13 protein-coding genes are annotated in these 11,953 nt (G+C 71.9%); 5 read left to right on the top strand and 8 right to left on the bottom strand.

What is annotated here, in order from left to right:
- Window positions 1-46: 46 nt before the first annotated feature.
- From ABJI51_RS00065 to ABJI51_RS00035, 7 genes are all read right to left on the bottom strand, one after another.
- Window positions 47-247, bottom strand: coding sequence for a hypothetical protein (locus ABJI51_RS00065; protein ID WP_348946725.1), 201 nt, complete (start codon window positions 245-247; stop codon window positions 47-49).
- 151 nt (window positions 248-398) lie between these two features.
- Complete coding sequence (locus ABJI51_RS00060) at window positions 399-602, bottom strand: DUF397 domain-containing protein (protein WP_348946724.1); 204 nt, start codon at window positions 600-602, stop codon at window positions 399-401.
- A gap of 12 nt (window positions 603-614) precedes the next feature.
- Window positions 615-1,520 (bottom strand): helix-turn-helix domain-containing protein, encoded by a 906-nt coding sequence (locus tag ABJI51_RS00055; protein ID WP_348946723.1) that lies wholly within the window; start codon window positions 1,518-1,520, stop codon window positions 615-617.
- A 352-nt stretch (window positions 1,521-1,872) separates the two neighbouring features.
- Entirely contained in the window at window positions 1,873-2,769 is an 897-nt protein-coding gene (locus tag ABJI51_RS00050; RefSeq protein WP_348946722.1) for an acyl-CoA thioesterase, read from the bottom strand.
- Window positions 2,770-2,805: 36 nt separating this feature from the next.
- Window positions 2,806-4,230: a pyruvate kinase gene (gene pyk / locus ABJI51_RS00045; protein ID WP_348946721.1), complete on the bottom strand. Its 1,425-nt coding sequence runs from the start codon at window positions 4,228-4,230 to the stop codon at window positions 2,806-2,808.
- A gap of 101 nt (window positions 4,231-4,331) precedes the next feature.
- Window positions 4,332-4,997 (bottom strand): DUF2461 domain-containing protein, encoded by a 666-nt coding sequence (locus tag ABJI51_RS00040; RefSeq protein ID WP_348946719.1) that lies wholly within the window; start codon window positions 4,995-4,997, stop codon window positions 4,332-4,334.
- A 21-nt stretch (window positions 4,998-5,018) separates the two neighbouring features.
- The gene (locus ABJI51_RS00035) at window positions 5,019-5,351 is read right to left on the bottom strand and encodes a winged helix-turn-helix transcriptional regulator (protein WP_348946718.1); all 333 of its coding nucleotides are present in this window, start codon (window positions 5,349-5,351) and stop codon (window positions 5,019-5,021) included.
- Window positions 5,352-5,418: 67 nt separating this feature from the next.
- On the opposite strand from ABJI51_RS00035, the gene ABJI51_RS00030 reads away from it, so the two are divergent.
- The 4 genes from ABJI51_RS00030 to ABJI51_RS00015 all read left to right on the top strand — a co-directional run bounded on the left by ABJI51_RS00030 (window position 5,419) and on the right by ABJI51_RS00015 (window position 8,891).
- Entirely contained in the window at window positions 5,419-5,901 is a 483-nt protein-coding gene (locus tag ABJI51_RS00030) for a group II truncated hemoglobin (protein WP_348946717.1), read from the top strand.
- 35 nt (window positions 5,902-5,936) lie between these two features.
- Window positions 5,937-7,373 carry an aromatic amino acid ammonia-lyase gene (locus ABJI51_RS00025; RefSeq protein ID WP_348946716.1) on the top strand — a complete coding sequence of 479 codons (1,437 nt, stop codon included), beginning with the start codon at window positions 5,937-5,939 and terminating at the stop codon, window positions 7,371-7,373.
- A 65-nt stretch (window positions 7,374-7,438) separates the two neighbouring features.
- A complete protein-coding gene (locus ABJI51_RS00020; protein WP_348946715.1) occupies window positions 7,439-8,023 on the top strand; it encodes an RNA polymerase sigma factor in 585 nt (194 codons plus the stop codon).
- On the top strand, window positions 8,016-8,891 hold the full coding sequence (locus ABJI51_RS00015; protein WP_348946714.1) for a CU044_5270 family protein: 876 nt from the start codon (window positions 8,016-8,018) through the stop codon (window positions 8,889-8,891). Before ABJI51_RS00020 ends, ABJI51_RS00015 begins: the two co-directional genes overlap by 8 nt.
- Before the next feature lie 52 nt (window positions 8,892-8,943).
- Here the strand turns inward: ABJI51_RS00015 and ABJI51_RS00010 are convergent, their stop codons facing one another.
- Window positions 8,944-9,969, bottom strand: coding sequence for a 6-phosphofructokinase (locus ABJI51_RS00010; protein WP_348946713.1), 1,026 nt, complete (start codon window positions 9,967-9,969; stop codon window positions 8,944-8,946).
- 285 nt (window positions 9,970-10,254) lie between these two features.
- Here ABJI51_RS00010 and ABJI51_RS00005 point away from each other — a divergent pair, with 285 nt between their 5' ends.
- Window positions 10,255-11,337, top strand: coding sequence for a 3-deoxy-7-phosphoheptulonate synthase (locus ABJI51_RS00005; protein WP_348946712.1), 1,083 nt, complete (start codon window positions 10,255-10,257; stop codon window positions 11,335-11,337).
- Window positions 11,338-11,953 lie beyond the last annotated feature (616 nt).

The following is an 11,953-nucleotide window of genomic DNA, read 5'->3' as shown; positions in this document are numbered from 1 at the left end:
CCGACAGTTTCCGACCGCTTATCGCCATGACCGCCGTCACCTGGGCCTACCGGGCGGTTTCGGCGGTCGCCCGCGCGGCTTCGCGGCGCTGCTGCGCCGGTACCGCGACCTCGGTGTGCGCGGCCCGGACGTGCCGGGCGGCGCGGCGGGCGCGGACGGCCCAGGCGCTGCGCCCGGCCTTCCGCAGTTCCTCGGTCCGGTACGCCACTTCGGCGCGGACCGCGTCGAGCATCAGATCGCTGTGCATCGTGTTCCCCTGTCTGTCCGTTGGTAGCACTCAGGTTCGTCCTGAGGCACCACCCCGGGCATCGGGTGATCACGTAGGACTGGGCACGAAAAGACCCCTTACTCCCGGCCGAGCCCAGCTCGGCGGGGGTAAGGGGTCTTCGCGAACCGCCTCAGTCGGACGACTGGCCGCCGGACCGCACCGCGGCCAGCAGCCCCCGCCAGCCCGACGCGGGCAGGCGGAACGCACCCCCTTCGGGGTCCTTCGAGTCCCGCACCGCGGCGCCACCGGCGACGAACGCGACCTCGACGCAGTCGTTGCCGCCGCCGCTGTGGCTGCTCTTGCGCCACCGCGCCCCGGACAGCTCTGCTTCCATGGTCCCCACTCCTTACTGTGTCCTCGGTTCCGGATGGTGCACTGGAGCCGATCCGGCCGCCGCTTGTTCGGCGAACCGGCCGGCCGCCTCGGCGATCAGCTCCACCGAGTCGTCCGGTTTCAGTGCGGCCGCGCGCAGATGGTCGAACATCAGCCCGTAGCGCCGGACGTCTGCGGGTTCCTCCAGGTACAGGCCGCTGGACGTGCTGTCGTCGACGTAGACGACGTCCGGATCGGCCTGCTCGGGGAAGCCCATGATCAGGAAGGGGCCCTCCATGCCGGGGTGCGCGCCTGCCCCGAACGGCACCACCTGGATGGTCACGTTCGGTTTCTCGGCCACGCTGACCATGCGGTAGAGCTGCTCGGCCATCACCTCGGCGCTGTCGACGACGCGCCGCAGCACGGCTTCGTCCATCACCGCCCAGTACTCCGGCGGCGGCGTCTCGGACAGCAGCTCCTGGCGCGCCATCCGGGCGGCGACGCGGCGGCGGATCTCGGCGTCCTCGGCGTCCGGCCGCAGCGCGCGGATCACCGCGTGGGCGTACCGCTCGGTCTGCAGCAGGCCCGGCACGAGCAGTGCCTGGAACGCGCACAGCGAGCTGGCGTCGGCTTCGAGCCCGACGAACGTGCCGGTGAAGACCTCGTTGTAGGCGTGCCACCAGCCGCGCTTGCGGGCCTCCCTGGCCAGCTGGACGAGTGCTTCCTGCTCGTCGCCGGTGATGCCGTAGAGGGCCAGCATGTCCCGGGCGTCACGCGGGGTGACGCCGACGTGGCCGGTCTCGATGCGGCTGATCTTCGAGGCGGAGCACTCCAGCTTCTCGCCCACCTCGTCGATGGTCAGGTCCGCGGCCTCGCGGAGCCTCCGCAGCTCGCCCGCGAGCCTCCGGCGGCGAACCGTGGGGCTCTGTCCCCTTGCCATCGCGGCACCTCCGGATGTCGACGTGCTTCCTGTATCTAACCAGCCGGGCGCACACCTCGTGGAGCATTCACACGGGGGCGATTCACGGCATCGATCTGCAATTTGCAGAATGCTCTTGTATCCTCGCACCCTGCACTGCGACGAGCGCCCGGTGTTCAGCCGTCCGTGGCTTCGACCGGCCTCTGAGCAGGGTAGACGATGATCGTGCGGCGTGCCGCCCGATCATTCGGCACAGGAGTCCGGGGCCGTCCCCCGATCGGTCCCGGGCCCCTTCCCGGGGCGAATGCCCTATTCGCAGAGAGAACATTCCTGCTTATTCATCGCCCGTAAGGGTGATTACCCGTCCGGGAGTTCAGAGGACGCGCAGGAGTCCTTCTTGGACGACCGTCGCGATGAGCGTCCCGTCCTCGGCGAAGAACCGGCCCGTGGCCAGGCCGCGGGCGCCGGACGCGGTCGGCGACGCGCTGTCGTAGAGGAACCACTCGTCGGCGCGGAAGGGCCGGTGGAACCACAGCGCGTGGTCGAGGCTGGCGCCGAGCACCTTGTCGGTGTCCCAGTAGACGCCGTGGCGCGCGAGCACCGAGTCCAGCAGCGTCATGTCCGAGGCGTAGGTCAGCACGCAGACGTGCAGCAGCTGCTGGTCGGGCAGCTTCCCGTCGGCCCGCATCCACACCTGGTTGCGCGCGGGCCGCTCACCGGTCTCGCGGGTGACCCACGGCGGCTCGTTGACGTACCGGACGTCGATCGGCCGTGGCCGGCCGTGCGCACCGATGGCGTAGCCTTCGGCCCGCTCCATCAGCGTCGGCAGCGTCTCCGGCGCGGGCACGCCCGCCGGCATCTCCTCGGCGTGCTCGATGCCCGGCTCGTCCTTCTGGAACGACGCCGAGAGCGAGAAGATCGCCTTGCCGTGCTGGATCGCCACGACCCGGCGGGTGGTGAACGAGCGGCCGTCCCGGATCCGGTCGACCTCGTAGACGATCGGCACGCTCGGGTCGCCGCCGCGGATGAAGTACGCGTGCAGCGAGTGGACCCGGCGTTCCTCGGGCACCGTGCGCCCGGCCGCGACCAGCGCCTGCCCCGCGACCTGCCCGCCGAACACCCGCACCGGCGAGTGGGCGGGCGAGACGCCGCGGAAGATGTTCTCTTCGATCTTCTCCAGGTCGAGCAGCGCGATCAGGCGGTCCAGCACGGGCTGGCCGCCACCGGGCTGGTCGAGTTCGGTGGCGGCCGTCCTGGCCATTTCAGTCATGCCCGGACTTTACGTCCATACTGAGCGGTCGGTCTCTCAAGCGTGGTCGTCTTCACCGAGCCGGTGCACGCGGATGAGGTTGGTCGACCCGACGGTGCCCGGCGGGGAGCCCGCCACGATGACGACCAGGTCGCCCTTCTGGTACTTGCCCATCTCCAGCATTGCGTGGTCGACCTGCTGGATCATCTGGTCGGTCGAGTCGACCGACGGCACGATCCGGGTCGTGGTGCCCCACGTCATCGCCAGCTGGCTGCGGACGCTCTCCTCCGGCGTGAAGGCCAGCAGCGGCAGCCGCGTGTGCAGCCGCGCCAGGCGGCGCACGGTGTCGCCGGACTGCGTGAACGCCACCAGTGCCTTCGCGTTCAGCCGCTCGCCGATGTCGCGGGCGGCGTAGGAGATCACGCCGCGCTTGGTGCGCGGGACGTGCGACAGCGGCGGCACGATCGGCGAGTCGGTCTCGACCGCCTCGATGATCCGGCCCATCGTCTGCACGGTCTCGATCGGGTACCGGCCGACGCTGGTCTCGCCGGACAGCATCACCGCGTCGGTGCCGTCGAGGACCGCGTTCGCGACGTCGGAGGCCTCGGCGCGGGTCGGCCGGGAGTTGTTGATCATCGACTCGAGCATCTGCGTCGCGACGATGACCGGCTTCGCGTTCTCGCGGCAGATCTGGATGGCGCGCTTCTGCACCAGCGGGACCTGCTCCAGCGGCAGCTCGACACCCAGGTCGCCGCGGGCGACCATGACCGCGTCGAAGGCCAGCACGATGGCTTCGAGGTTGTAGACGGCCTCGGGCTTCTCGATCTTGGCCACGACCGGCAGGCGGCCCTTGCCGACCCGGTCCATCACCTGGTGGACGAGGTCGATGTCGGCGGGCGAGCGGACGAAGGACAGGGCGATGAAGTCGACCCCCAGCTCGAGCGCGAACTCGAGGTCCTCGACGTCCTTCTCCGACAGCGCCGGCACGGAGACGTCCATGCCGGGCAGCGAGACGCCCTTGTTGTTGCTGACCGGGCCGCCCTCGGTCACCTCGCAGACGACGTCCGGGCCCTCGACGCCCTTGACCACCAGGCCGACCTTGCCGTCGTCGACGAGCAGGCGGTCACCGGGCTTGGCGTCCTTGGCCAGGCCCTTGTAGGTGGTCGAGACGCGGTCGTGGGTGCCGGCGACGTCCTCGACGGTGATCCGGACGATGTCGCCGTTGTGCCACTCGACCGGCCCGCCGGCGAACGTGCCGAGGCGGATCTTCGGGCCCTGCAGGTCGGCGAGGATGCCGACCGCCCGGCCGCTCTCCGCGGCCGCGGCCCGGATCAGGTCGTAGACCTGCTTGTGGTCGCTGTGGCTGCCGTGGCTGAAGTTCATTCTCGCCACGTCCATCCCCGCGTCGACCAGCGCCCGCATCTTCTCCGGCGTGGCGGTGGCGGGGCCAAGGGTACAAACGATCTTCGCGCGTCGGCTCACGTCTGCACAGGGTAGTCCCTCTCCGCGCGTTCGTCTGTACCGATCCCGAATGTTCAAGAAAGTGTTCAGAAAACTCACGCTGCAGAGGCAGGCGGTCACGCTCAGCGGCGCGGCTGCTCGCTCGGGCCGATCCGGTCGCGGGCCCACTCGTTGAACTCGCGCAGCTGCCGCCACGCCTTGCGGACCCGGTCGAGCGCGCCCCGCTCGTGCAGCACGTCGTCCGGCTCCCAGCCGCGGACGGCGTACATCGAGCGGTAGCGCAGCAGGTCCAGGCGCGGGTGGTCCTCGGCGAACCCGCGCGGCTTCGACTTCAGGCGGTCGCCCTTGACCTCCCAGCCGGTGCGTTCCAGCTTGGCGAGGATCTTCCGCAGCGCTTCGCCGTGCAGTTCGGTGTCGACCGCCTTGCGGAACCGGGCGAGCTGGTCGGACGCCAGGTGGAAGCAGCCGCCGCCGACACGCAGGCCCGCCGGGCCGACCTCGACGTAGTAGGCGCCACCGCCGCGGCCCTGCTCGATCACCCCGCCGCAGTGGGTCTTGTACGGCGTCTTGTCCTTGGCGAAGCGGACGTCACGGTAGGGCCGGAACACCTTCGGCTCGCCGAAGCCGCCGGAGAACTCCGGGGCCAGCTCGGCCAGCAGCGCCTCCATCGGCGCGCGCACGTCGGACTTGTACGTCTCGACGTGGTCGTCCCAGTAGGGCTTGGAGTTGTCCTCGACGAGACCGTCGTAGAAGTCGATGGCGTACTCGCCGAATCCGCTGAACTTCACCCGGACGAAGATAACGGCCGGTCACCCCGGCCCGAACGTGACTCCGCGTTCCGCCGCGCGCCGCTCGCCCCACTCGTACAGCGCGGTCAGGGCCGGGCGCAGCTCCTCCCCCACCGCCGTCAGGTGGTACTCGACGTGCGGGACGCGGCCGTCGAACTCCTCGCGGCGGACCAGGCCGTCCGCGGCCAGCTCGCGCAGCTGCTGGGTCAGCATCTTCTCGCTCACGCCGGGCATCCGGCGGCGCAGCTCGCCGTAGCGGTGGGCGCCTTCCTTGAGGTGGGCCAGGATCACCGGCTTCCACTTGCCGCCGATCAGGTCGACGGCCAGCTCGACCGCGCAGTGGTACCGCTTCATCCCGCTCCCCTACGCACCGGAAAGTACGTGGTTGCCCGGGCCGGGGAACCACTGGTTGCCTGATCCGGTGATCGTGCCAGAAACCCCGCCGACGCCCACCCTCTACGAATGGGCCGGCGGCCACGAGGCCCTCGTGAAGCTGCTGACCATCTTCTATGGCCACGTCCTCGAAGACCCGTTGCTGGAACCGGTCTTCCGGCACATGGACCCGCACCACGCCGAGCACGTCGCGGTCTGGCTCGGCGAGGTCTTCGGCGGGCCTGCCGCCTACACCGCGAACCACGGCGGGCACGCCCACATGATCGGCCGCCACCTCGGCCGCGGCATCACCGAGCCGCAGCGGCGGCGCTGGGTGACGCTGCTGCTGGACGCGGCCGACGAGGCAGGCCTGCCCGCCGACCCGGAGTTCCGCGCGGCGTTCGCCGGGTACGTCGAGTGGGGCAGCAGGCTGGCCGTCCTGTTCTCGGCGCCGGGTGCCGAGCCGAACCTGCACGAGCCCGTGCCGCGCTGGGACTGGCCGATGCCGCCCTGGCAGCCGCCGTCGTCGTAGCCGCATAGTGAGGGCAGCCGGGAGAGGAGGCTGCCGTGATCCGGGTGGACGGCCGGACCCTGCGGTGCGCGGACGTCGTGACCGCGGCGCGCACCGAGGGTCCGCTGGGCATCGACGTCTCGCTCGCCGCCCTGCGCGCGGCGGACCATGCGTGGAAGCTCGCCAGGGAACTGAGCACGCGGCGGGTCGTCTACGGCCGGACCACCGGGGTCGGGGCCAACAAGGACGACACCGTCGACGGCTCGGCCGCGCACGGCCTGCGGCTGCTGCGCAGCCACGCGGGCGGCAGCGGCGAGCCGATGCCGCCCGGCCAGGTGCGGGCGATGCTGCTGATCCGGCTCAACCAGCTGCTGGCCGGGCGCTCCGGGATCAGCCCCGAGCTGATCGGCGCGCTGGCCGAAGCGGTCCGCAGCGGCGCGTTGCCGCTGGTCCACCGGCTCGGCGCGATCGGCACCGGCGACCTGGCGCCGCTCGCCGAGACGGCGCTCGCCCTCACCGGCGAGCGGCCGTGGGTGCACGGGCACGTGCCGCCGGTGCCGGTGCACGCGGGCGACGCGCTGGCGTTCATGAGCAGCAACGCCGCCACGCTCGCCGAGGCCACGCTCGCGGCGATGCGGCTGGACACGCTGACCCGCGCGAGCCACGCCGTCGCGGCACTGACCTACGTCGCGCTCGACGGCAACCCCGAGGCGTACGCGACGCCGGTGCACGAAGCGCGTCCGCACGCCGGGCAGGTCGCGTGCGCGGCGGAGATGCGGCGGCTGCTGGGCATGCACCAGACACCGAAGCCGGGACGGCGGCTGCAGGACCCGTTCGGGCTGCGGGCGTTCCCGCAGGTGCAGGGCCCGGCCCTGGACGCGGTCCACCACCTGCGCGACGTCCTGGCCGTGGAGATCAACGCCAGCACGGAGAACCCGATGATCTCGACGGTCCACGGCGACGCCTACCACCACGCGCACTTCCACACCGCGTACGTCTCGACGGCGCTGGACCAGGCGCGGGCGACCGTGCACCAGGTGGCGGAGCTGTCGGTGGCGCGGCTGGGCGACCTGGTGGAGCCGGAGTTCACCGGGCTGCGGCCGTTCCTGGCGGCGGGCCCGGCGGGCAGTTCCGGGGTGATGATCCTGGAGTACGTGGCCCACGACGCGCTGACGGAGCTGCGGCAGGCAGCGCTCCCGGCGACGCTGGGCACGGCGGTGGTCTCGCGCGGCATCGAGGACCACGCGAGCTTCTCGACGCAGGCGGCCCGCGCGGCGACGGCCGCCTGCGCGGCCTACCAGCAGGTGCTGGGCTGCGAGCTGGTGGCGGCGGTCCGCGCGCTGCGGATGCGGGACGCGGACCTGGTGGACCTGCCGGTGCGCGACGCGTTCGAAGCGGCGTCCGCGGTACTCGATCCCAGCCTCGAAGACCGGCCCCTCACCGGCGACATCGCCGCCGCGGCCGGCGTCCTGGAGCGGCTGGCGCGCATCTAGCGTGAACCCGGTTCGCCCGTTCTGCCAACAACGGGGCAGATGGCCTCACGACAGGCAGGCGGTTCATGAGTTCACCAGGTGAAACCGGGGACGACGCGGACGTGATCACCGCGTCTCTGGAACACCCCGAGCGGTTCGCGGCGGTTTTCGACCGCCACGCCCCGCAGATCCATCGCTACCTCGCCCGGCGGCTCGGCAGCCAGGCCGCCGACGACCTGATCGGCGAGACGTTCCTGATCGCGTTCGGCGCCCGCGCCCGCTACGACCCGGCGTTCCCGAGCGCGCGGCCGTGGCTCTACGGCATCGCGACCAACCTCGCCGGCCAGCGCCGCCGCGCGGAGGCCCGCGAGTACCGGCTGCGCGCCGCACTCGGCCCGCCCGCCGACCACGGCTGTCACGCGGACCGGGTGGCCGAGCGGGTGACGGCGCAGGCGATGACCGGACGGCTGGCCGGGGCACTGGCCGGGCTGGCCCGGCGCGACCGCGACGTCCTGCTGCTCGTCGCCTGGGAAGGCCTGGCCTACGAGGAGGTCGCGGCGGCGCTGGGGATCCCGGTCGGCACCGTCCGGTCACGCCTGAACCGGGCCCGCAGGAAGGTCCGCGCGGAACTGGGGCACGCGCCCGCCGAGGAGGTCTCCACCCATGGATGAGATGCAGCTGCTGCGCGACTTCGCCGGCCCGGCCGGGCTTCCGGCGCCTGGCGAGCTGGCTCGCAAACGGGCCGAGCTGGTCGCCGCCACGGCCGCGCGGCCCCGGCGTCGCCGTCGGCCCGTCGTGTGGGGCTCGATCGCCGCGGCCGGGCTGGCCGCGGCCGTCGCCGCCGTCGTCGTCGTGCCGGGTGATCCGGCGGTCTCCCCGGCTCCCCGGGCAGTCACCGACCCGGTGCAGATCCTGTACGCCGCGGCCGCCAGGGCCCGCGCCCTGCCGGACACCGAGCCCCGGCCGGACCAGTTCCTCTACACCCGGACCCGCCTCGCGGACGGCCGGGAGAACGAGTTCTGGGTGTCGGTGGACGGAACCCACGACGGGCTCGAGATCGTCTTCGGCCACGAAACGCCCCTCGCGGGCTGCCGCAACGGCAAGCGCGTCGTGCAGGAAGGCCGCGGGCGGACGGTGACCAGCCGGTGCGCGCCGCGCCCGGCCGTCCACCCGGACCTGCCGACGGACGCCGACGCCATGCTCGCGTACCTGCACAGGAGCACCCACGGCGAAGGCGACACTCTGCACGACCTCGGCACCGAAGCCGTCGACCTGGCCGGGAGCCACCTGCGCCCGGCGGCGCGGGCCGCGCTCTACGAGGCTCTGGCGAAGGTGCCCGGGCTGGTCGCCCGCACCGACGCGAAGGACGCCACCGGACGGCCGGTCCTCGGGATCACCTGGAACAGCACGACCGGGGCCGGGATCGGCAACCAGGACGAGTTCCTGTTCGACCCGGTGACCTTCGCCTACCTCGGCGACGGGACGACCGGTGCGGTCGTGAGCCGGGGCGTCGTCGACGCGGTCGGCCAGCGGCCGTGAAAGCCGTGAAGGCCGCCTCGAAGTTCTCGAGGCGGCCTTCACGAAGCGGGACTCAGCCGAAGAAGACTTCGGCTTCCTCGTAGCGCTCGACCGGGACCGTCTTCAGCTCGGCCGTCGCCTCGGACAGCTTCACGCGGACGATGTCGGTGCCCTTCAGGGCGACCATCACGCCGAAGTCGCCGTCCGCGACCGCGTCGACCGCGTGCAGGCCGAAGCGCGTCGCGAGGACGCGGTCGTAGGCCGTCGGGGTGCCGCCGCGCTGGACGTGGCCCAGCACCACCGCGCGGGACTCCTTGCCGGTGCGGGAGGCGATCTCGTCGGCCAGCCAGGTGCCGATGCCGCCGAGGCGGACGTGCCCGAAGGCGTCCTTCTCGCCGGTCAGCAGCTTCTCCTCGCCGCCCTCGGGCAGCGCGCCCTCGGCCACGACGATGATCGGCGCGTACTCCTTCTCGAAGCGGCGCTCGACCCAGGAGACGACCTGGTCGACGTTGAAGTGCTTCTCCGGCACCAGGATCACGCTCGCGCCGCCGGCCAGGCCGGAGTGCAGCGCGATCCAGCCGGCGTGCCGGCCCATGACCTCGACGACCAGCGCGCGGTGGTGCGACTCGGCCGTGGTGTGCAGCCGGTCGATCGCCTCGGTCGCGATGGAGACCGCGGTGTCGAAACCGAAGGTGTAGTCGGTGGCGCCCAGGTCGTTGTCGATCGTCTTGGGCACGCCCACGACGCCGACGCCGTCGTCGGTGAGCTTCTTGGCGACACCGAGGGTGTCCTCGCCGCCGATCGCGATCAGCGCGTCGACACCCTGGTCGGCCAGCACCTGCTTGATCTTGTCGACGCCGCCGTCGACCTTGTACGGGTTGGTCCGCGAGGAGCGCAGGATCGTGCCGCCACGGGTGAGGATGTCCTCGACGTCGTTCAGGCCCAGCGGGCGGCTGTCGCCGGTCAGCGGGCCGTTCCAGCCGTTGCGGAAGCCCACGAAGTCCCAGCCGTGCACCTCGATGCCCTTACGCACCACCGCGCGGATCACCGCGTTGAGCCCCGGGCAGTCGCCGCCGCCGGTCAGCACACCGACACGCATGAGAAGCCTCCGTCTGTGTTCTCGGGAGATGACAGTCACATTTCGTCGAGAGCCAGCGTAGCGGCTTTCCTCTGGATCGGTGCAGCCCCTACCACCTGGCGAATCGGCCGGGCGCCCGGCGTGTGCTACGGTGAGCCCGTGCAGCGCTATTTCTGGTTTACGAAGCCGGCCCCGGGTGGGCACGGCGGCGTGAACCTGCGCTGACCAACCACCCCGAGCCGGATCTCGAAACCGGCTCGGCGAGTCCCCCGCGGGTCGGTGTCACCAGGAAGGAACACCCCCGCCATGACGCTCTCCGCCGGTCCCGCCACCATCGGCGACCTCGACGCCGCGCGCACCACGTCGATCAGCCCGCTCATTTCGCCCGCCCTGCTGCGTGAAGACCATCCGGTCGACGCCGCGGTCGCGAAGGTCGTGCGGCACGGCCGCGCCGAGACGGTCGACATCCTCGAAGGCCGGGACGACCGGCTGCTGGTGGTCGTCGGCCCCTGCTCGGTGCACGACCCGGACGCCGCGCTCGACTACGCCCGCCGTCTCGCCGAGAAGGCCGAGCAGCTGCGCGGCGAGCTGCACGTCGTGATGCGCGTGTACTTCGAGAAGCCGCGCACCACGCTGGGCTGGAAGGGCCTGATCAACGACCCGGACCTGGACGGCACGTTCGCGGTCAACAAGGGCCTGCGGCTGGCGCGCAAGCTGCTGCTGGACGTGTCGGCGCTCGGCCTGCCGGTGGGGTGCGAGTTCCTCGACCCGATCACGCCGCAGTTCATCGCCGACATCGTGACGTGGGGTTCGATCGGCGCGCGGACGGCGGCCAGCCAGGTCCACCGCCAGCTGTGCAGCGCGCTGTCGATGCCGGTGGGCATCAAGAACTCGACCGAGGGCGACGTCCAGGTGGCGGTGGACGCAACCCGGGCGGCGGCGGCGAGCCACGTGTTCCCGGGCATCAACACCGACGGCCTGGCGGCCCTGCTGACAACGTCGGGCAACCCGGACTGCCACGTGATCCTCCGCGGTCACAACACGGGCCCGAACTACGACGCGGCCACGGTGGCGGACACGCTGTCCCGCCTGGCGAAGGCGGGACTGCCGGAGCGGGTGATCATCGACGCGTCGCACGGCAACAGCGGCAAGGACCACGTGCGGCAGGGCGCGGTGGTCCGCGAGCTGGCCTCCCGGATTTCTGCGGGCGAGCGCGGGATCGTGGGGCTGATGATGGAGAGCTTCCTCGCCGGCGGACGGCAGGACCTCGAGCTGGGGCGCCCGGAGCTGCTGACGTACGGCCAGTCGATCACCGACGCGTGCCTGGCCTGGGACGACACCGCCCCGCTCCTGGACGAGCTGGCCGCCGCTGTTCGGGCGCGCCGCTGAGGGGTCCCCGGCCTGGGGGTCCCCCGGATTTCACGTTACCTGGGGGGTCCGACAGTTTCGGCGTGTCCGGTGGTGCGAACGGACCGTTCGCACCACCGGAGGGGCCGGCGCTGTGCCGCGGGGTGACCGGACGTCATGAACGAGTCGTTCACCTCGTCCGGCGACAGGAAAGAGTCGTTCATGTCGTGAGGGCGGCGGCCGGGAGCGTGGCGGAGCCCGGGCGTCCAGGGTTCAGCGGCGCCGGAAGTACTCCTCGATCACTTCCCGGCGGGTCCCCCGGATTTCACGTTACCCGGGGGCCCGACAGTTTCGGGGTGTCCGGTGGCGGCCGGTTCCGGGGACGCGCCCAAGGTGGCCCTCGGTGCGTTGGACCGGCACCGCGGGGCGAAGCGCCTGGCGTTGAGGGCGGGGGTGGCGGGCCGAAGGCGGCCTTGGGTGCGCTCAACGCACCGAAGGCCACCTTGGGGCGCACCACGACCCAGCTCAAGACCTCAGCGGCTCGGGCCTCGGCAGAGTCGCTCCCCGGCCTGGCTGCGCGACGGGCGACCGAGCGGCGAGCTGCGCGAGTACGGCAGGCGGCGAGCTGCCGGGGCCGGGTGGTCGCGCCGCTGTGGTG

The sequence above is a fragment of the Amycolatopsis melonis genome (assembly GCF_040064235.1).
GTDB lineage: Bacteria > Actinomycetota > Actinomycetes > Mycobacteriales > Pseudonocardiaceae > Amycolatopsis > Amycolatopsis melonis.
The sequence above is the reverse complement of the archived record's forward strand: the minus strand, read 5'-3'. Positions and strand labels throughout refer to the sequence as shown.